The organism is Streptomyces sp. NPDC101160, from assembly GCF_044768205.1.
In the GTDB taxonomy this organism is placed as follows: Bacteria; Actinomycetota; Actinomycetes; order Streptomycetales; family Streptomycetaceae; genus Streptomyces.
Genome location: NZ_JBIWPJ010000001.1, coordinates 625,887 through 645,428 on the forward strand (window position 1 = coordinate 625,887; position 19,542 = coordinate 645,428).

At 70.9% G+C, this 19,542-nt stretch carries 14 protein-coding genes; 11 read left to right on the plus strand and 3 right to left on the minus strand.

Translation table 11 applies throughout. The annotated features are described in order from the left end of the window. Positions 1 to 25: 25 nt before the first annotated feature. The 10 genes from ACIRSU_RS02815 to ACIRSU_RS02860 all read left to right on the plus strand — a co-directional run bounded on the left by ACIRSU_RS02815 (position 26) and on the right by ACIRSU_RS02860 (position 11,755). Positions 26 to 1,582 (plus strand): long-chain fatty acid--CoA ligase, encoded by a 1,557-nt coding sequence (locus tag ACIRSU_RS02815; protein WP_403788490.1) that lies wholly within the window; start codon positions 26 to 28, stop codon positions 1,580 to 1,582. A gap of 42 nt (positions 1,583 to 1,624) precedes the next feature. Next, complete coding sequence (locus ACIRSU_RS02820) at positions 1,625 to 3,304, plus strand: class I adenylate-forming enzyme family protein (protein WP_403788492.1); 1,680 nt, start codon at positions 1,625 to 1,627, stop codon at positions 3,302 to 3,304. 3 nt (positions 3,305 to 3,307) lie between these two features. Further along, positions 3,308 to 4,090: an SDR family oxidoreductase gene (locus ACIRSU_RS02825; RefSeq protein ID WP_403788494.1), complete on the plus strand. Its 783-nt coding sequence runs from the start codon at positions 3,308 to 3,310 to the stop codon at positions 4,088 to 4,090. Between the two features lie 27 nt (positions 4,091 to 4,117). Then, positions 4,118 to 5,356: an acyl-CoA dehydrogenase family protein gene (locus tag ACIRSU_RS02830; protein WP_403788496.1), complete on the plus strand. Its 1,239-nt coding sequence runs from the start codon at positions 4,118 to 4,120 to the stop codon at positions 5,354 to 5,356. Continuing rightward, the gene (locus tag ACIRSU_RS02835) at positions 5,356 to 6,456 is read left to right on the plus strand and encodes a phosphotransferase family protein (RefSeq protein ID WP_403788498.1); all 1,101 of its coding nucleotides are present in this window, start codon (positions 5,356 to 5,358) and stop codon (positions 6,454 to 6,456) included. Before ACIRSU_RS02830 ends, ACIRSU_RS02835 begins: the two co-directional genes overlap by 1 nt. Positions 6,457 to 6,586: 130 nt before the next feature. Continuing rightward, a complete protein-coding gene (locus tag ACIRSU_RS02840; protein ID WP_403788500.1) occupies positions 6,587 to 6,853 on the plus strand; it encodes a hypothetical protein in 267 nt (88 codons plus the stop codon). Then, positions 6,850 to 7,713, plus strand: a complete 864-nt coding sequence (locus ACIRSU_RS02845) for a hypothetical protein (protein WP_403788502.1) — start codon at positions 6,850 to 6,852, stop codon at positions 7,711 to 7,713. Before ACIRSU_RS02840 ends, ACIRSU_RS02845 begins: the two co-directional genes overlap by 4 nt. Before the next feature lie 260 nt (positions 7,714 to 7,973). Then, the gene (locus ACIRSU_RS02850) at positions 7,974 to 8,840 is read left to right on the plus strand and encodes a phytanoyl-CoA dioxygenase family protein (protein ID WP_403788504.1); all 867 of its coding nucleotides are present in this window, start codon (positions 7,974 to 7,976) and stop codon (positions 8,838 to 8,840) included. A 72-nt stretch (positions 8,841 to 8,912) separates the two neighbouring features. Further along, positions 8,913 to 11,111 (plus strand): SpoIIE family protein phosphatase, encoded by a 2,199-nt coding sequence (locus tag ACIRSU_RS02855; RefSeq protein WP_403788506.1) that lies wholly within the window; start codon positions 8,913 to 8,915, stop codon positions 11,109 to 11,111. 17 nt (positions 11,112 to 11,128) lie between these two features. Next, positions 11,129 to 11,755, plus strand: coding sequence for a TetR/AcrR family transcriptional regulator (locus ACIRSU_RS02860; RefSeq protein ID WP_403788508.1), 627 nt, complete (start codon positions 11,129 to 11,131; stop codon positions 11,753 to 11,755). 71 nt (positions 11,756 to 11,826) lie between these two features. Here the strand turns inward: ACIRSU_RS02860 and ACIRSU_RS02865 are convergent, their stop codons facing one another. Then, positions 11,827 to 15,042: a bifunctional cytochrome P450/NADPH--P450 reductase gene (locus tag ACIRSU_RS02865; RefSeq protein WP_403788510.1), complete on the minus strand. Its 3,216-nt coding sequence runs from the start codon at positions 15,040 to 15,042 to the stop codon at positions 11,827 to 11,829. A gap of 251 nt (positions 15,043 to 15,293) precedes the next feature. On the opposite strand from ACIRSU_RS02865, the gene ACIRSU_RS02870 reads away from it, so the two are divergent. Next, on the plus strand, positions 15,294 to 16,355 hold the full coding sequence (locus ACIRSU_RS02870; RefSeq protein ID WP_403788512.1) for a zinc-binding dehydrogenase: 1,062 nt from the start codon (positions 15,294 to 15,296) through the stop codon (positions 16,353 to 16,355). A 228-nt stretch (positions 16,356 to 16,583) separates the two neighbouring features. Here the strand turns inward: ACIRSU_RS02870 and ACIRSU_RS02875 are convergent, their stop codons facing one another. Together ACIRSU_RS02875 and ACIRSU_RS02880 are read right to left on the minus strand one after the other, a co-directional pair. After that, positions 16,584 to 17,702, minus strand: coding sequence for an agmatine deiminase family protein (locus tag ACIRSU_RS02875; protein WP_403788514.1), 1,119 nt, complete (start codon positions 17,700 to 17,702; stop codon positions 16,584 to 16,586). Positions 17,703 to 17,823: 121 nt separating this feature from the next. Then, a complete protein-coding gene (locus ACIRSU_RS02880) occupies positions 17,824 to 19,452 on the minus strand; it encodes an APC family permease (protein WP_403788516.1) in 1,629 nt (542 codons plus the stop codon). Positions 19,453 to 19,542 lie beyond the last annotated feature (90 nt).

The following is a 19,542-nucleotide window of genomic DNA, read 5'->3' on the forward strand; positions in this document are numbered from 1 at the left end:
CCCGGTCCACCTTCCGGAAGACACCATGCTGAACCTCTCGGTCCTGCTCGAGGACTCCGCCCGCACCCACCCGGACCGGGACGCCGTCGTCCTCGGCACGACGCGTCTCACCTACGCCCAGGTCGAGGCCGCCGCCAACCGGGTCGCCAACCTCCTGGTCGACCGCGGCATCTGGCCCGGCGACAAGGTCGCGCTCAGCTGTCCGAACGTGCCCTGGTTCCCGATCGTCTACTACGGGATCCTCAAAGCCGGCGCCGTCGTCGTACCGCTCAACATCCTGCTCAAGGGCCGGGAGGTCGCCTACCACCTCGCCGACTCGGAGGCGAAGGCGTACTTCTGCTTCGAGGGTGACGCCGGTCTGCCGATGGGCGCGGAGGGACACGCCGGATTCAGCGAGACCCCGGGCTGCGAGCACTTCTTCCTCATCACCGCCGACCCCGCGGCGGAAAGCCCGACCGAGGGTGTCGAGACCATGGGCGCCGCGCTGCGGGGCACCGCGACGACGTTCGACAGCATCGGCACCTCGGGGGACGACCCCGCCGTGCTCCTCTACACGAGCGGGACGACAGGGCAGGCGAAGGGCGCCGAACTCAGCCACGCCGGCCTCGTTCTCAACGCCCTCGCGTGCAACCGGCTGTTGGAGAACCGGCCCGCCCTGGACACCCACCTGGTCACGCTGCCGCTGTTCCACTCCTTCGGCGCGACCGTGCAGATGAACGCCGGCTTCTCGACGGCGAGCACACTGGTGCTGCTGCCGCGGTTCGACGCCCAGCAGGCCGTGTCCCTGATGCGGCAGGAGGACATCACCTTCTTCGCGGGCGTCCCCACCATGTGGTGGGGCCTGCTGCAGGCGCTCACCGACGACGTCGACGTCGAAAGGATCGCGAGGAACCTGCGCGTCGGTGTCTCCGGCGGTGCCTCACTCCCGGCCGAGCTCGTCAAGCAGGTCAGGGAGCGACTGGGCGTCCAGGTCCTGGAGGGCTACGGCCTCTCCGAGACCTCGCCCGTGGTGACCTTCAGCGATCCGGCGCGAGAGCCCCGGCCCGGTTCCATCGGCGTGCCGATCTGGGGCGTGGAGGTCAAGCTCGTCAACTCCGACTGGTCCGAGGTCGAGAACGACGGCACGGGCAGCGCCATCGGGGAGATCGCGGTCAGGGGCCACAACGTCATGAAGGGCTACCACGGCCGGCCCGAGGCCACCGCCGAAGCCGTCAGGGACGGCTGGTTCCGCACCGGCGACCTGGCCCGCAGGGACAAGGACGGCTTCTACTACATCGTGGACCGGGCGAAGGACCTGATCATCCGCGGCGGCTTCAACGTCTACCCGCGCGAGATCGAGGAGGTCCTGATGACGCACCCGGCGGTCAGCCTGGCCGCGGTCGTCGGCGTGCCGCACGAGAGCCACGGCGAGGAGATCAAGGCGTTCGTCATCCTCGACCGCGGCGCCGACGCCGGCCCCGATGAGCTGATCGCCTGGGGCAAGGAACAGATGGCCGCCTACAAGTACCCGCGCATCGTGGAGATCGTGCCGACCCTGCCGATGACGTCCACCGGAAAGATCCTCAAGCGCGAACTCACGTGACCGGCACGCCAAGCGCACGAACACAGGTGGGAAGGACGGCAGATGACAGTGGATGACGGCCGGCGCCAGGACACGTTCCTCGACGCGTTCGGTACGGGGACGGAAGCGGCGCCCGACTCGCTCGTGGCCGCCTGGAAGGCACGCGTGGCGAAGAACCCGGAGGGCACGGCGCTCCGCTTCTTCGACGGTGCCCTGACCGCGCGGGAGGTGGACGCCGCGTCGGACGCCCTGGCCGCCGCGTTCGAGGCCCGCGGGACCGGACGGGGTGATCGCGTCGGCGTGTACCTGCAGAACGTTCCGCAGTACGCGCTGGTGCTGCTGGCCCTGTGGAAGCTCGGGGCCACGGCACTGGGACTCAATCCGATGTACCGGCGCCAGGAGCTCCGCCGGATCATCGAGGACTCCGGGGCGGTCGGCGTCGTCTGTGCGGACGCGGACGTCCACGAGACGCTCGGGACGCTGGCGGGGAGCACGGTGCGCTGGCTGGTCAGCACGTCGGCGCTGGACTACCAGTCGAGGAACGATCCGCGGGTCTTCGCGACGACGCAGCGCCACGCCCCCGCCCCGGACGGCGATCTGGTGGCCCTGATCGGTGAGTTCGAGGGACGCGGACCCTCGCCCGTGGAGCTGACCCGCGACGACATCGCGTTCCTGACGTACACCTCGGGAACGACGGGGCCGCCCAAGGGCGCCATGAACACCCACGGCAACGTCCTGAGCGTGGTGGCGACCTGCGCGTCGTGGATGGGTGTGCACGACGGGGACGTCGTGTTCGCCATGGCCCCGCTGTTCCACATCACCGGCGCGGTGGTCAACGCGACGATCTCCCTGCTCACCGACACCACGCTCGTCATGGCGGGCCGGTTCCACCCCGAGGTCGCCCTGGAGGCCTTCGCCGAGCACGGGGTGACCTACACGATCGGCTCCATCACGGCGTACAACGCGCTCTACGAGCTGCCGCAGGCCGGACCGGAGCACTTCGCGTCGGCGAAGGCCCTGTACTCCGGGGGCGCGCCGATCCCGCCGGCGACCGTCGAGCGGTTCCAGGAGCGGTTCGGCGTCTACCTCCACAACGGCTACGGGATGACGGAGACGACGTCCGCCGTCATCGCCGTGCCGCCGGGGAGCAGGGCCCCCGTCCATCTGCCGAGCGGGACGCTGTCCGTCGGCAAGCCGCTGCCGCATGTCACCGCGCGCGTCGTGGGCCTGCACGGTGAGCCGGTGCCGAGCGGGGAGCAGGGCGAACTCGAACTGAGCGGGCCGCAGGTGGTGCCCGGCTACTGGGACAAGCCCGAGGCCACCCGCCGGACGATGCCGGAGGGCCGGCTCCGTACCGGTGACGTCGCCGTCATCGACGAGGAGGGCTGGGTCTACCTGGTGGACCGGCTCAAGGACCAGATCAACGTGTCCGGGTACAAGGTCTGGCCGCGCGAGGTCGAGGACGCCCTGTACGAACACCCGTCGGTGCTCGAGGCCGCGGTCGTCGGGCAGCCGGACGCCTACCGCGGCGAGACCGTCGTCGCCTATGTCTCGCTCAAGGCGGGTCTGAACGCCACGGCGGACGAGCTGATCGCCTTCTCCCGTGAGCGGCTGGCGGCCTACAAGTGTCCGCGCACGATCCATTTCCTCGCCGACCTGCCCAAGACCCAGAGCGGCAAGATCCGGCGCGCCGAGCTCCGCGGGCTCGACGGCCCGGGGCCGGTTTCCCCCTCGAAGGGCTGATTCATGAGCGAGAACCACACCGACCAGAGCCGTTTCTCAGGCCGTGTCGCCGTCGTGACCGGAGCGAGCCGGGGCATCGGTCTCGCCGTCGCGGAACGGCTCGTCGCCGAAGGGGCGCGCGTGTGCATCACGGCGCGCAAGGCCGGGCCGCTCGAAGAAGCCGCCGCCGCCCTCCCGCGGGGCAGCGTCGTCACCGTCGCCGGCAAGGCGGACGACCCCGAGCACCGCCGCGAGGTCTTCGACACCGTCGCGCGCGAGTTCGGCGGGCTTGACGTCCTCGTGAACAACGCGGGCATCAACCCGGCGTACGGCCCTGTCGTCGGCCTGGACCTCGACGTCGCCCGCAAGGTGCTTGAGGTCAACGTCCTCGCCACCCTCGCCTGGGTGCAGGACGCCGTGGCCCACCCGAAGCTCGGCTTCACCGACCGTCGCGGCACCGTCGTGAACCTCTCCTCCGTCACCGGCGACACCCCGTCACCCGGCATCGGCCTCTACGGGGTGAGCAAGGCGGCGGTGTCCCACCTGACCAGGACCCTGGCCGTCGAGCTCGGCCCGGAGATCCGTGTCAACGCCGTGGCACCCGCGGTGGTGAAGACCCGGTTCGCCGAAGCCCTGTACGAGGGCAAGGAGGCCGAGGTGGCCGCGGAGTACCCCATGAGGCGCCTCGGCGTCCCGTCGGACATCGCCTCCGCCGTGGCCTACCTGGCCTCTGAGGACTCCTCCTGGGTCACCGGTCACATCCTCACCGTCGACGGCGGCCTCACGGTCGCCGGCGGCACCGCGTAAACCGCGCTCACCCGACAAAGGACAGCCATGACTTTCCCTCATCTCCCGCCCGAGGTCGCGGAGCTGCGTGACCGCACGCGCCGGTTCGTACGCGAGGTCGTCATCGACGCCGAACCCGCACCGGGCGGACGTCTCGACCAGACCACCCGTGACCGGCTGCAGGCAGCGGCGAAGGAGGCCGGCGTCTTCGCGCCGCTCGTGCCGAAGGAGTACGGCGGGCAGGGTCTGCCCATCGAGCACTGGTCGCCGATCCTCCAGGAGGCCGGCTACTCGCCGATCGGCCCCAGCGCGCTCAACTGCATGGCCCCCGACGAGGGAAACATGCACATGCTCAACCTGATCGCCACCGAGGAGCAGAAGAAGCTCTATCTCGCGCCTCTGGCGGCGGGCGAGATCCGATCCTGCTTCGGCATGACCGAGCCCCACCCGGGAGCGGGTTCCGACCCGGCGGCGCTGCGGACCACGGCCGCGCGCGCCGACGGCGGCTGGGTCATCGACGGTCACAAGCGCTTCACCAGTGGTGCCGTCGGTGCCGCGTTCTGCATCGTGATGGCACGGACCCCGGCCGTCGACGGCTCTCCCGAGGGGGCCACCATGTTCCTCGTCGACATGACGAACCCCGGCATCCGGGTCGGCGAGGCGATCCACACCGTCGACCGCGCCATCGACGGCGGTCACCCTCACCTGTACCTCGAGAACTGCTTCGTCCCCGACGAGGCGGTGCTCGGCGAGGTGGGCCTCGGCTTCCGCTACGCCCAGGTACGGCTCGGGCCGGCGCGTCTCACGCACTGCATGCGGTGGCTGGGGCTGGCACGCCGGGCACACGACATCGCGCTGGACCGGGCCGGCAGGAGAGAGCTGTTCGGCGGCCCGATCGACACCCTCGGCCTGGCCCAGCACCTGATCGCCGAGTCGGTCATCGACATCGAGACGTCCGACGCGATCATCACCAAGACCGCGACGCTGCTGCACAGCGACCCCAAGGCGGGGTCCGCGATGTCCTCGATCGCCAAGGTGCACTGCTCCGAGGCGATCTTCCGGGTCATCGACCGGGCCGTCCAGATCTGTGGCGGGGACGGGGTCTCCGACGGACTCCCGCTGGCGCAATACCTGAACGAGGTCCGCCCGTTCCGCATCTACGACGGCTCCAACGAGACCCACAGGTGGGCCATCGCCCGCCGGGCCTCGGCCGGCCGCAGCGCCGCGGTCCGGGCCGGTGAGCCGTACAGGGGCGATGCCGTCGTGGGCCGGGACGGAGGTGCGTGATGCTCACCGTCCCCGACGGGGTGGAAGTCGTCGCGAGCTGGGACCGGGCCCGTCACCTCGACAGCCCTCCGCTCCTGGTCCTCGACGCGGTCACCGGCTTCCTCGACGCACACGGCATCGGCAGCGGCCCGCTCGCGTGGCAGCGCATCGGCGACGGCCACTCCAACGTCACCTACCTGATCGAGCGCGGCGGCGGGTCCGTCGTCCTGCGCCGCGGCCCGCGGCCGCCGCTGCCGAAGTCGACGCATGACATGGTGCGTGAGGCCCGCGTCCAGAAGATCCTCGGCGGGCACGGGGTGCCGGTACCGGAGATCATCGCCGTCTGCGAGGACGAGTCGCTTCTGGGGGTGCCGTTCTACCTCATGTCCCGGCTCGACGGCACGGTCGTCACCGACACCATCCCACCGCATCTCTCCTCCGCCGAGCAGCGCCGGGCCACCAGCGAGGCGGTCGTCGACACCCTCGTCGCCCTGCACGGCATCGACGTGACCGAAGGGGAACTCGCCACCCTCGGCTCGCCCCAGGGATACCTCGGTCGCCAGGTCGACCGGTTCCGCGGGCTGTGGGAGGTCAACACCACCCGCAGCCTGCCCGCGGTGGAACGCATCGCGGACTGGCTCGGCCGCAACCTGCCGACGAGCCAGGCGGCCTCGGTGGTGCACGGTGACTACCGCATGGGCAACCTCATGTTCGCTCCACAGGCGCCGGCCAGGGTCCTCGCGATCCTGGACTGGGAGATGGCCACGCTCGGTGACCCGCTCGCGGACCTGGGGTACCTCACCGCCACCTGGTCCGAGGCCGGCAGCCCTGCCACCCCGCTCGAACTCACCCGAGTAACCCGGTCACCCGGCTACCTCACCCAGCGCCAACTGACAGAGCGCTACCAGACCCGCACGGGCCTCGATCTGACCCCGCTGCCCTGGTACCAGGCCCTCGCCCTGTGGAAGGCAGCGATCTTCTGCGAGGCCATCCACACCCGCTGGCAGCGTGGTGAGCGTCCCCATGACACGGTCTTCGGACCGTCGCTCGAGACGGGCGTCCCCAGGCTCCTGGAACAGGCCGGGCGATACGCCGGCCTGACGGCGACCACCCGCCGCTGACACCCGACACGCCCGTCCACGGGTGTCCTCACCGACCTCGCCGCAGCGGGCCCTCCTGCTCGCACCCGCGCGGTAGCAGGCGCACCGGTCCTTCTTGTCTCCGTCCTCCTTCTCCTCAGAGAGAGGTAACGTGCCTTCCGCCCCCTCCCGGCCTTCGCCCCGCGACACACGGGTCCTGGTCACCGTCAACGCTCTGCCGCTCGCCGTCGGTGTGCTGCTCTCCTGCTCCACGTCCCTCGGAGAGATCTCCGTGTACGGACGTCTCACTCTCGCCGTGGGATGGGCGCTCACGCAGCTCGTCGTCCTCGTCGGCGCGACCTGGTGGTACGAAAGCCGGTCCGCGTCCTCCGGTGAGCCGGCGTCGGCCTCTGCCTCGTCGGCCGGGGGCGCGTGGTGACGACGCACCTCCTGAGCGTCGGCTCGCCCGATCTCATCGGCACCGCCGCGCGGGGCGCGGTCATCAGCGCCTTCCTCGTCTTCATCGGCCTCTGCCTGCTGTGGGTGCTGACCGGCCTCTTCTACCTGCTCCTGATCACGACCGGCTTCGCCGCGGCCGCGGTGGTGGGCAGCGGACGGATCGGGGTGGTCGACGCGAAGGGGCAGGGCGCCCCGATCCTCCTGGCCTCGGAGGTCCTCCCCCACCACCCCGCCGCCCGCGTCGTGCTCATCACCCTCGTGGCCTGTGTCGCCTTCCTCGCCGTCCTCACCGCCGTGGCGAGCGTGACCTTCGCCGCCGCCGTCTCCGTGACCCGCGACCTGATCGGGCAGAAGGGCCGTAGCCGGATCGGCATCGGTGAGCCGGCAGTCCTGCGACTGTCCGTCGTCGCGCTCTGCGCCGTGAGCCTTTTCCTCACCACCGCCATACACCAATACCCCATCGAGTTCCTCCTCGCCTTCTCGCTGAGCCTGGCGGCCTCATGCGTGTTCCCGGCGCTCGTCTACTCCTTCTTCTGGCCCGGCTTCGACCGCCGAGGGCTGCTGTGGCTCGTCTACGGAGGGCTGTCCCTCTGCGTCCTGCTGACCCTCTTCTCCCCCGCCGTGTCCGGGGCGGCGTACGCGCTGCTGCCGGAGGAGGACTTCAACCTGTTCCCGCTCCACACCCCCGGGCTGGTCTCCGTCCCGGCAGCCTTCCTCCTCGGATGGCTCGGCAGCGCGCGTCCGTGGGAGCGGACCGCACGCCACCGGCACGCGGCGTCGGGACCGACTCCTGACCGTGACGCCCCGGGTCGCGCGTCGACTCCGACGAGAGCGTCGTGAGCGGATAGCTCCGCCGTGCCCGCGACGGGCCTGTGCATCGTGCACCGGGCCCGGGTGAAGCAGGTGCCCGCTGTCGTTCTCGCCGGCGGTCCCGGCTCGCGACAGTGAGACGACCACCACATGAACGACGCGTGAACGACCTGACCGTCGCACCCGCCCGACCGTCGCGAGGACGACGCGCGGGAGTCCCCAGAACGGAATGCCCGGCGGTTGATCGAGCGGTCGATCAACCGTGACCCAGATCGAGGGAGAGGACGCACATGACGACCGAGAAGAAGGCCCAGGCACTGACGTCCGTGGCCAACGACACGCCGGCGGAGGAGATCCTCAAGATCGTGACCCGCGACGGCGGTGTCATCATCGAGAACTTCCTGACGCGGGAGCAGATCACCCGCTTCAACGCCGAGATCGAGTCGCCGCTGCAGGCACTCGCCCCAGGGTCCACCCACGAGAACGAGATCGTGGCCGCGTTCCACGGCAGCAACACCAAGCGCCTCACGAACCTGGTGACGCACAGCGCCACGTTCCGCAGCGAGGTCATCGACCACCCCCTGGTCCACGAGATCAGCGACCTGGTCTTCCTCCAGGAGTCGGGCACGTACTGGATGACCACCGCACAGGTCATCGAGATCGGCCCCGGCAACCAGGCGCAGATGCTGCACCGCGACCTGGAGAACTGGTTCCCGTTCATCGGCATGGGGCCCAGCGGCCCGGAAGTCACCATCAACTTCCTGGTCGCCCTGACCGACTTCACCGAGGAGAACGGCGCCACCCGCGTCATCCCGGCGAGCAACCACTGGAGCGACTTCGAGGACCGAGGGACTCCCGAGCAGACGATTCCCGCGGTCATGAACGCCGGAGACGTCCTTCTGATCAGCGGCAAGACCGCGCACGGCGGCGGGGCGAACCGGACCGGCGACGAGTACCGGCGCGGCCTCGCCTTCACCTTCAACTCGGGCTTCCTCACCGGCGAGGAGGCGTACCCCTTCCTGGTCGACAGGGAACTCGCCAGGACGCTCTCGCCGCGCGTCCAGCGCATGCTCGGGTTCCGCTCCCAGTACCCCACGGGCTCTCCCGGCCTGTGGCAGGTCGACTACGCCGACCTGGGCGACTACCTCGGTCTCTGAGATCCGGGTCGATCAGAGGCCGCCGCAGCTGTCCGAGGAGCGCGCGCCAAGGCCCTCCCGTACATTCGCCCTATGGGAACCGACGTCGATGCGTTCCTTGGTCAGCTGGCTCGCCACCTCAGGCCACAGGTGGGGAAGCTGGCCGGCCTGCTGCTCCAGCGCCTGAACGACGAACTCCCCGAGCTGTCGGAGGAGGCGGACATCGCGGCTCTGAACCTGGAGGAGACGGCCCAGCACATCACCGCCTTTCTGGATCTCCTGGAGACCCACCCCGATGCCGGCGCGTCGAAGGCTCCTCCGATCGCCTTGGAAGGAGGTCGCCTCTACGCCCGTCGGGGGATTCCGGTGAGCAGGGTCCTCCGTGGCTACCGGATCGGCCATCTGAGCCTGCTCGAACTGCTGCAAGCCGAAGCGCCCCGCCTCACCGACGACTGGCACATGATCCACCTGGCCTCGATGAGGCTGGTCACGATCGGCTTCGACTACGTGGACCGGTCCTCGGAAGAGGTCGTCGCCGCCTATCAGGAGGAGCGCGACCGTCTGCTGCAGCGTCGGCTCGCCCTCACCAACAGGGCGAGCAAACGGATCGGGACCACGCTCGATGTCACCCGGACCGCGGAGGAGCTGACGGAGGTCTGCACCGAGGACTTCGCCGACCTCGTCACCGTCGACCTCTTCGACTCCGCACTCGACGAAACGGGCATGGGTTCAGCAGAGGCTCTGACGCAGCGCCGAGTCGCCCAGCGCTCCGTCCTCGACGGCTGTCCGGAGTCCCTGCTCCGTATCGACGAGGCCCACTCCTACCCCGATGAATCGGAACCGGTTCGCGCACTGACCACCGGACAACCCGTCCTGCACCACATCGCGGGGACCGAGATGCCCACGTGGATGGCACCGTCCGAGTCCCACGGCCGAGTGCTGCGCACGCTTGGCCTCCACTCGGTTCTCCTCGTGCCCTTGCACGCCCGCGGGGACACCCTGGGCCTGGTGCAGTTCGCGCGCCATCGCACCTCGACCCCCTTCGACGACGACGATCTCCTGCTGGCGCGGGAGATCGTCTCCAGGGCAGCGGTGTCCATCGACAACGCCCGTCGGTACACCCATGAGCGTTCCACCGCGCTCACCCTCCAGCGCACCCTGCTGCCGCGGCACACGGTGCGACAGTCGGCCGTCGAAACGGCCTCTCGTTACCTGCCCGCCGGGTCCCGCGCGGGTGTGGGCGGGGACTGGTACGACGTGATTCCGCTGTCCGGAGCCCGCGTCGCGCTCGTCGTCGGCGACGTCGTCGGTCGCGGCCTGCACGCCGCCGCCACCATGGGCCGACTCCGCACAGCGGTCCGCGCCTTCGCCGACATCGACCTCATGCCCGACGAACTCCTCACCCATCTGGACGACGTGGTCATCCGGATGCAGCGGGAGGAGTCGCGAGACGGGGGCGAGACCAGCGCCACCTGCCTGTACGCGATCTACGACCCCGTCTCCCGCCGGTGCTCCCTCGCCAGTGCCGGCCACATCCCACCGACCGTGGTGATCCTCCCGACCACGGGCGACGCGACTCGGATTTCCAGCGTCGGCGAGTTGCCTGAGGTGCCCATCGGTCCGCCCCTCGGCCTCGGCGGACTCCCCTTCGAGACCGCCGAGTTCGAACTGCCGGAGGGCAGCCTGATGGCCTTGCACACCGACGGGCTGATCGCCGGCCGTACGCGTGACGTGGACCTCGGACTCGCCACGCTGCACGACGTCCTCACCTCTGCTCCCGAGTCGCTGGAAGAGACCTGCGACCAGCTGCTGACCGCGCTCTTGCCCGGCCACCCGGCCGATGACGTGGCGCTGCTGGTGGCCCGGACCCGAACCCTCGACCCCGGCCATGTCGCGGCGATCGACCTCCCGTCCGATCCGGCAGCCGTATCCGGGGCCCGACGCTTCGCCTCCGACGCCCTGGCGGCCTGGGGGCTGGAGGAGGCGTCCTTCGTCACGGAGCTGATCGTCAGCGAACTGGTGACGAACGCAATCCGCTACGGCAAGAGTCCGGTCCAGCTGCGCCTGATCCTCCAGTCGACGCTCACCTGCGAGGTCTCCGACGCCGGCAGCACCACCCCGCATCTGCGCCGCGCCCGGATCTTCGACGAAGGCGGCCGCGGCCTGCTCCTGGTGGCCCAGCTCACGGAGCGCTGGGGCACGCGACACCATCGCCAGGGAAAGGTCATCTGGGCCGAGCAAGCCCTTCCTGCGGACAGCGGGCAGGCCAAGGCGACTGGGTCGACCGACTGAGTCGATATAGTGCACTTATGGCTCATGTTTCTGCGGCGGAGCGCCGCCCTCAGTTGATCAAGGCGGCCATCGATCTCATGGCCCGGGAGGGTGTGGCCGCGGGGAGCACCCGCGCCATCGCCGCGGAGCTCGGTGTCGCGCAGACCACCGTCCACTACACCTTCGGCACGAAGGAGGACCTCTACCGCGCGGTGATGGACCACATCACCGACGAGCTGGTCGCGCAGGTACGGCGGGCAGCGCCGGAGGACGCGGGCTTCGAGGAGACCATCGGCGCCTTCGCGGGGGCCCTGTGGGGCACCGTGCGCGAGCCGACGTCGCACCACCAGCTGCTCAGCGAGCTGACCATGTTCGCCCTGCATGTGCCGGGTCTCAGCGAGGCCCGGCAGAGCCACTACCGGCGGGTCATAGAGGTGACCGCGCAGGTGATCGCCGAAACCGCGGAGAGGACGGGCCAGGAACTGGCCGACTCCTCCGAGACGGTGGCCCGGTTCTTCCTCTCCGGATTCGACGGACTGACCATGCAGGTACTCGTGTCCCTGCCGGACGAGGCCGCTGAGCGGACGGGCCTCAGGGCGCTCGTGGCCGCGACCGTGGCGCTGGCCAAGGGGGACCTCGACATGCCTGACGTACCGATGGCCTGACCCGACGCGAGAACGGTTGTGGGCGCACCCTTCCAGGTGCGCCCACCATCGTCTCCGCCTCCTCGTGAGGATCAGCCGGCCCAGACGTCCTCGACGTAGCGTCCGGACGCGACGAGCTCCGCGAGCCAGGTGACGGCCTGCTCGTCGCTCGCACCCGTCCGCTCGCGGTGGATCGCCATGAACGCTTCCCGTACGGCGGGTGCCATACGGCGGCCGTCGCCGCAGACGTAGACGCGTCCGTCGGCCTCCAGGACCGACCACACCTCCTCGCTCTCGCGGGCGATGCGCTCCTGGACGAAGCGGGCGCCGTTCTCGGGCGCGTGCATGAAGGTGGGGCGCATGCTGACGGCGCCTGCCGCCTCCGCCGCTTCGAACTCCTCCCGGTGCAGGAAGTCCACGTCGGGGTGGTCGCAGCCGAAGTAGCAGAGCAGGGTGCCGGTCGAGCCGGTGTGGTGGCGGTCGAGGACCGCGCCGCGGAAGGGCGCGAGGCCGGTGCCCGCGCTGATCAGGATCACCGGCACGGAGGTGTCCTCGGGGAGGCGGAAGGACTCACTGCACGGCAGCACCCGGGCCTGGATCACGTCACCCGCGTTCACGGTCTGCAGGAAGTGCGAGGCGATGCCCCGGAAGGTGCCCTCCCCCGACCGGTGGGGAGCGGCGAGCAGCGACACCATCAGGTCGGCCTCGCCGGGCCGGGCCGCGGCCGACGACGAGATCGAGTAGTGCCGGGGACGCAGTACCGGCAGCAGCTCCAGGAAGCGTTCGAAGGGCAGCTCGCACGCACGATAGCGCTCCAGGAGGTCCAGGACGCTGAGCCCCGCCATGGTCACCTGCGCCCGGAAGGTCTCGGGGTCGGCGGTGGCGAAGGCGGTGAGCGGCTGCTTCTCGGGCGGGCAGGCGGTGTGCTCGGCGAGCAGCGCGACCTGCTCCTGGGTGGCCGCGTCCTGGAGCTCGACGAAGTCGGTGAGCAGACGGCGCAGGGTCAGCGGCCGGTCGACGGGCAGGGCGCCCCGGCTCCGGCGGCGGGCGCGCAGCCGGACGGTGCGGTCCAGGTCGAGGCCGAAGCGGTCGGCGACGCGCTGGACGAGGGCCTCGGGGTTGCTGGGCAGGACGGCCAGGTGGTCGGCGGTCCGATAGGTGACGCCCTCGGGCAGCCGGAGCCGCAGGAACCGCTTGGAGCGTCCCAGTTCGTGGTCGGTGTCGACGAGTTCGTACGCTTCGAGGACCTCCATCGGCCGGACGCCGTGGCGCTCGGCGAGGCCTCCGAGGACCGACTCGGAGGTGTCCTCCAACTCGTACAGCCCCTCGCCTTCCGTCTCCGGTGCGGGGCCGGCCGCTTCACCGGCGATCGCTTCGCCGTACTCGTCCAGGAGCGCCGTCCACAGGTCTTCCGTCCACTGGTCGACCGCTCCGCCGAAGTCGCCGGAGGCGTCGGCGCTGCCGCGTTCCAGGAGCGGAGTGGCGCCGGCGGCGGTCAGCCGCTCGTCGATCAGGGTGGGGATCCGCTGGTAGGTGGCTGCCCAGTTGCGGTCGCCGACACCGAGGACGGCGTACCGCAGCCCGGTGAGCGAACCCGGGGCGAGGTTCTCCAGCCAGGCGACGAACTCGGCGGCGTCGTCGGTGGGGCGGCCGTTGTAGGAGGCGGCGACGATGACGACGGGGCCCTTGGTGCCGGCCAGCCTTTCCGTGTACTGGTCGAGGGAGGCGACGGTCGAGGTGAAGCCGTGCTCCTCGCCGTCCGTGCCGAGGTCGCGGGCGATGCCGGCGCAGGTACCGAGGTTGGAGCCGTGCAGCAGGGTCAGCGCGGTGCCGCTCGCCCGGCGCGTCACGGTCGCGGTCCGGCCCGCGACGGGGGCGGCCGCCGTCGCGGCGGGCAGGCGCCGTTCGTCGCTGGTGCGGCGGGCGAGCCGCAGGCTGAAACCGTCGGGCTTGATGGTCAGCGTCGACTTGATCTTCAGCTGGTAGTCGGTGTGGTCGATCAGGCGGTAGCGGTGCACCAGCAGACCGAGCAGCAGGGTGGCCTCGTGGAGCGCGAACTGGCGTCCGATGCAGGCCCGTTCGCCGTTGCCGAACGGCTTGAAGGCGTGGACCGAGCGGGCCGCCTCCCGTTCGGGGGTGAAGCGCTCGGGATCGAACAGCTCGACGTTCTCTCCCCAGGCCGCGTCGCGGTGCAGGGCGGAGGTGATCACCATCAGCGACTCGCCCTTGCGCACGGGGTACTTGCCGCCGATGACGGTGTCCTCGATCGGCTCGACGGCGTACGCGGGCGCCGTCGGCCACAGTCGCAGGCTCTCGTTGAGGATCTGGCGGATGTAGGTGAGCTTGCCGATGTCGCCGTACTGGGGGTCCGGGGATTCGGTGTCGCCCCAGAGGGCGTCCACCTCGGCCTGGGCCCGGGCGAGCACCTCCGGATGCTTGGTCAGGTAGTACAGGGCGAAGGAGAGCGCGCTGCTGGTGGTCTCGTGGCCGGCGATCAGGAAGGTGATCACCTGGTGGCGGATGTTGACGTCGTCCAGCGGCTCGCCGGTGACGGGGTCCTTCGTGTGCAGCATCAGCCCCATCAGGTCGTCCGTGCCGGTGTCGCCGGAGGCGCGGCGCTCCCTGATCACGTCGTCGACGAGGTCCGTCATGAGGTCGACGTCCTCGCGGAACTGCTCGACCTTCTTCCACTTGAACAGCTCGGAGCCCGGAATGGACTCGCCCTTCTCCTGGGCGAAGACGAGGGCCCGGGCCATCGCCTCGACGAACGGATGCAGGTCGTCGCGGCGGAAGGACTGGAAGTCGTAGCCGAAGCCGCACAGGCCGATCGTGTCGAAGGTCAGCCGGGTCATCTCGTCGGGGATGTCCACCGACTGCACCCCGGCCAGCCGGTCCCACTTGCCGATCAGCGAGCGGGCGACCTTGAGCATCGGGTCGTGGTAGCTGCGCATCGCGCCGAGCGAGAACGCGGGCATCAGGATGTCATGGGCCTTGCGCCAGTTCGGTTCGTGGTTGTAGGCGGTGAACAGACCGTCTCCCGCCAGGGCACGGACCTCGACCAGGTCCTGGTGGACGTGCTTACGGAAGCGGGTCTCGTCCGACAGCTCGGTCACGAGGTCCAGGCCGCCGATCATGACGGTGTCCCTCCCGAAGATCCGCAGCCGGTACACGGGCCCGAATTCCCTGAACTCCTTCAGCAGGTAGGCCAGGAAGTCCGCGCCCGCGGGAACGTTGAACGCGTGGCCTACGAGGGGCAGCGGGGGGCGCTCGGGGATCGCCCGCGCCGCGCCGACGGACACCTGAGTCATGAGCGTGCCTTTCGTTGCACTCCAGCAGTCACCAGTGAACCTACATGCGACTGTGTCAGGTGAACATGTCGGATGACTGTATTGAGTGACACAGTCCCACGATGGAACTCACCGCCCCCTGAGAACGTCCCGGCCAGCGCGGCTTGACAGGCGACATTGTCACTCGACACGGTTGGGCGACATGGTCAGTCGACCATGTCGAGCGCATGAGCTGTGTGCGCGCTTCTCACCGAGCACATCGAGGTTTCCCCATGAACACCATGCTGGCCGGACGGCTGCGCCTGGACACCCGCACCTTCGCCGTCGAGGAGGTCCCGATCCCGGTTCCCGGCCCGGGCGAGGTCCTCGTCGAGGTGCGGGCCGCCGGTGTCTGCCTGTCCGACATCCATCTGATCGACGGCAGCCTGAGCCCCTTCTACCCCGTGGACGCCGTCAAGGACTCCGGCGCCATCACTCCCGGCCACGAGGTGGCCGGCGTCGTCCACACCGTCGGTCCCGACGTGAAGGGCGACTGGACTCCCGGCCGGCGGGTCGTGCTCCAGGCCGGGCAGGCGTGCGGCGACTGCGCCGACTGCCTGCGCCACGCGCTCTGCCGCCGGCCCCGGACCCGTGGGGTGGACTACGACGGCGGCTGGGCGCAGTACGCCCTCGCCAGGGAGGACACCCTGCTCCCCATACCCGACCACCTGCCGTTCGACCAGGCCGCGATCATCCCCGACGCCGTCTCCACCCCGTACGCCGCGATCGTGGACACCGGCGCCGTCCGCCCCGCGCAGGCGGTCGGCATCTGGGGAGCCGGAGGCCTCGGCGCCCACGGCATCCGGCTCGCCCGTCTGGTCGGCGCCGCCCCCGTGATCGCCGTCGACCCACTGCCCTCCGCCCGCGAGCGCGCCCTCCTCTTCGGCGCCGACCACGCACTCGACCCCATGGCCGGGGACTTCGCCGAGGCGGTGCGCGAGGCCACGGCGGGCCGGGGCATCGACGTCGCCTTCGACTTCGCCGGTGTCGGAGCGGCCCGCACCCAGGCCACCGCCGCCCTGGGCCCGAACGGCGTCCTGGTGCTCGCCGGCCTCACCCCGGAGCCGATCACCGTCGCCGACAGCATCGACTTCTGCTTCAACGTCCGGCAGATCCGCGGACATTACGGCTCCGAGCCCGAGCACGTGGAACAGCTCGTCGGCCTGGCCGCCGCCGGCCGGATCGACCTCGGCCCCTCCGTCAGCGCCCACGTCCCCCTGGCCGAGGCCGCGGACGCCGTCACCCGGCTGGAGAAGAAGATCGGAGACCCGATCCGCCTCGTGCTCATCCCCTGAGCGGGCAGGGCGACGACCGAAACCCCACATCAGCGCCCCTCTCGACCACCCCCGGGCTGGGCTGGACCATCCCCGAAAAGGAGGCGACGGTGCCGCGGGGGAGCGCGGCACCGTGCCGTGGGAGGGCCTCTCAGGGTGTCCGGACAGCCGCCCCGGATCGGGCGGTTCGGCTGTCCGGGGTGCGAGGCGCGAGGTGCGGGGTCGGTCGTCGCCGGGCGGGCCGGGCGGTCAGCCGAGCACGGGGACGTGCTGGGTGATGCAGTGGATGCCGCCGCCGCCCCAGGCCAGCGTCCGGCACGGGATGCCGGTGACCTCCCGGCCCGGGAAGAGCGTCGCGTACTGCGCGAGGGCCGCCGCGTCGTCGGCGGCGACGTCGGCCGTGGGCACGACCACGCTGCCGCCCGTCAGGTAGTAGTTGGTGTAGCTGAAGGTCTCCACCAGCGTGCCGTTGACCCGGAAGTGGGGCTGCTGGTTCAGCTCCACGATCTGGAAGGGCCGGCCGCACGCGTCCGTGGCGCCCTGCAGCACCGCCTTGTTGGCGGCCATCCGGGCGTGGTTGGGGTTGGCGGGGTCCGGCTGGGTGTGCAGCAGGACCCGGGCCGGTCCGAGGTAGGCGGCGATCAGGTCGACGTGCCCGTTGGTGATCGTGTCGTTGTTGAGCCCGTACGGCAGCCAGATCACCTTGCTCGCCCCGTACGCGGCGAGCAGCGCCGATTCGATCTGGGCGCGGGTCAGGCCGGGGTTGCGGTTCGGGTTGAGCAGACACTCCTCGGTGGTGATGAGCGTGCCCTGCCCGTCGGTCAGGACCGAGCCGCCCTCCAGGACGAGGTCCACGGGCTGGCGCGGCACCGACAGGTAGTCGCACACTCCGACCGGCAGGAAGTCGTCCTTGTCGTACGGGTACTTGTTGCCCCAGCCGTTGAACCGGAAGTCCAGGCCGGTGAGTCGGGTGCGCTCCGCGTTGCGGGTGAAGATCGGCCCGGTGTCGCGGGCCCAGCAGTCGTTGATCGGGTACTCGATGACGGTGACGGCCGGACCGCACTGCTGGCGGGCGTCCGCGGCGGTGCCGGGTTCGGCGACCATCAGTACGGGCTCGAAGCGGGCGATGGCCCGCGCGACGGCTGCGACCTCCGACTGGACGGCCTTCAGGAGGGTGCCCCAGCCGACGTTGCGGTCCCACGGCCAGGCCATGACACAGCGGGAGTGCGCCTCCCACTCGGCCGGGGCCGCGGGCGCGGGCGTGACGGCGGCGGCCGGGCTCGCAGCGGCGGTGCCGAGCGCGGTGCCGGCGGCCGTGGCCAGCGCGGCCGTGCAGAAGGCGCGTCGGGAGGTACGGGGTCGGTCCATGGCGGTGTCCTTTCGCGTACGGGGGACTCGGACCCGAGTACTCGGGCCGAGGGTCTACGGGGGTGGCGCGGGGTGGGGCGGGGTGGGGCGAGGTGCCGCCGGAGGCCCGGCGCCCGTCGGCTCAGGCGGAAGAGGACGGGGAGGCGGCGGGGGACTCGGCCGGGGTGTCGGCGGGCGCGGCCGGACCATCGGCGGGGGGCTCGGCCGGGATTTCGGCGGCCGCACCGGCGGGGGGCTCGGCCGGACCGGCGGCGGCCGGGTCGCGCAGCCGCTCGTGCGGGCGCTTGACGAGCAGGTAGAGCACGCCGCTGCCCAGCACCGCCGCGGTCCCGAGCAGCGCCGCCCACACCTGGTACCACGGCGCACCGGGCGGCGCGAGGACCGCGCGCGGCCAGCAGACGTTGGCCATCTCGAACGCGGTCCACAGCACCGCGAGCGCGTTCAGCACCGTGCCCGTCCGACCCAGCCTGATGTGCCCCGAAGGCACCCACGTCCCGCGCAGCCGGGCGATCAGCGCGGCCAGCGACACCAGGAAGAACGGCAGGTAGGTGGCGGCGGTGCCGAAGGTGATCAGCGCGCCGATCGCGGTGGCGTTGAGGCCGAGGGCGAGCGCCCCGCCGCTGATCAGGGTCGACGCGACGAGCCCGCCGAGCGGCGCCTGCCGCCCGTTGACCCGGCGCACCTGCCGGGAGAACGGGAACACCCCGTCCCTCGACAGCGAGTACAGGCCGCGGCCCGAACCGCCCTGGGAGGCGACCGCACAGGCCAGGAAGCCGACCAGGACGACCACCACGAACGGCTTGTCCGACCAGCCGCCGAAGGCGTGCACCACGGCGGTCGTCACCGGGTCCACGTCCGCGCCCGCCACCACGTCCTCGGGCCGCGGGTGCGCCAGGGCCACGGCCACGGCGTTGAGGATCACCACCGCGCCCACGCTCAGCAGCGCCCACCACATGGCGCGCGGCACCTGGCGCCCCGCGTCCTTGGTCTCCTCGGCCGTCGACACGCACGCGTCGAAGCCGATGAACGCCCAGCCGGCCACCGCGACCGCGGCCAGGAACCCGAGCACCGTGGAGCCGCCGGACAGCGACTCCGCGCCCAGCGTCCGGGTGAACAGCGCGAAGTCGTGCTCCCGGAAGAACAGCAGCAGCGCGAACCCCACGAGCACCGAGGCGACGGCCTCGGCGGCGATTCCCAGCGAGACGAAGCGGCGCAGCAGGGTGATCCCGTACGCGTTCACCAGCAGGCCGGCCACCAGGATGCCCACCGCCACGGCGACCAGACCCCCGGGCGTCGGGGTCGCACCGAACAGCGCGTACACCCAGGGAGCGGCGAGATACGCCACGGTGGTGTTGCCGAACATCACCGCGAACTGCCAGACCCAGCCGCCCAGCCAGCCGAAGGACGGCCCGAGCAGCCGCCGGCCCCACTGGTACGGGCCGCCGGCCAGCGGCCACTGCGCGGTCAGCTCGCCGTACACGCTCACCACCAGGCACTGGCCGACGAGAACCAGGGGCAGTGCCCAGACCCACATCGGGCCCGCGACCGTGGTGCCGACCATCGAGACGGCGTAGAGGGCGACGACCGGCGACACCACGGCGAAGCCCATCGAGATGTTCCCGAGGACGCCGAGGCTGCGCCGCAGCTCCTGGCGGTAGCCGAGGGCCCGCAGGCGCGAGGCGTCCGCGTCCTCCCCGCCGTCGTCGGGGGCGGCCCGCCCGGCGGTGCCCTCGTCCATGGCTTCGCTCATGATCACTCCACTGAAATCTAACCGCGTTAGGTAAACGGGTGGCTGGAATGTAGCGGCCGCCCACCGGGCTTGTGAAGCGTTCCTGACAGG

Coding starts and splice junctions, on each gene's coding strand:
- ACIRSU_RS02850 (WP_403788504.1), top strand. CDS start 7,974: ATGACGACCGAGAAGAAGGCCCAGGCACTGACGTCCGTGGCCAACGAC.
- ACIRSU_RS02860 (WP_403788508.1), top strand. CDS start 11,129: ATGGCTCATGTTTCTGCGGCGGAGCGCCGCCCTCAGTTGATCAAGGCG.
- ACIRSU_RS02880 (WP_403788516.1), bottom strand. CDS start 19,452: ATGAGCGAAGCCATGGACGAGGGCACCGCCGGGCGGGCCGCCCCCGAC.
- ACIRSU_RS02870 (WP_403788512.1), top strand. CDS start 15,294: ATGAACACCATGCTGGCCGGACGGCTGCGCCTGGACACCCGCACCTTC.
- ACIRSU_RS02875 (WP_403788514.1), bottom strand. CDS start 17,702: ATGGACCGACCCCGTACCTCCCGACGCGCCTTCTGCACGGCCGCGCTG.
- ACIRSU_RS02835 (WP_403788498.1), top strand. CDS start 5,356: ATGCTCACCGTCCCCGACGGGGTGGAAGTCGTCGCGAGCTGGGACCGG.
- ACIRSU_RS02825 (WP_403788494.1), top strand. CDS start 3,308: ATGAGCGAGAACCACACCGACCAGAGCCGTTTCTCAGGCCGTGTCGCC.
- ACIRSU_RS02855 (WP_403788506.1), top strand. CDS start 8,913: ATGGGAACCGACGTCGATGCGTTCCTTGGTCAGCTGGCTCGCCACCTC.
- ACIRSU_RS02815 (WP_403788490.1), top strand. CDS start 26: ATGCTGAACCTCTCGGTCCTGCTCGAGGACTCCGCCCGCACCCACCCG.
- ACIRSU_RS02865 (WP_403788510.1), bottom strand. CDS start 15,042: ATGACTCAGGTGTCCGTCGGCGCGGCGCGGGCGATCCCCGAGCGCCCC.
- ACIRSU_RS02830 (WP_403788496.1), top strand. CDS start 4,118: ATGACTTTCCCTCATCTCCCGCCCGAGGTCGCGGAGCTGCGTGACCGC.
- ACIRSU_RS02820 (WP_403788492.1), top strand. CDS start 1,625: ATGACAGTGGATGACGGCCGGCGCCAGGACACGTTCCTCGACGCGTTC.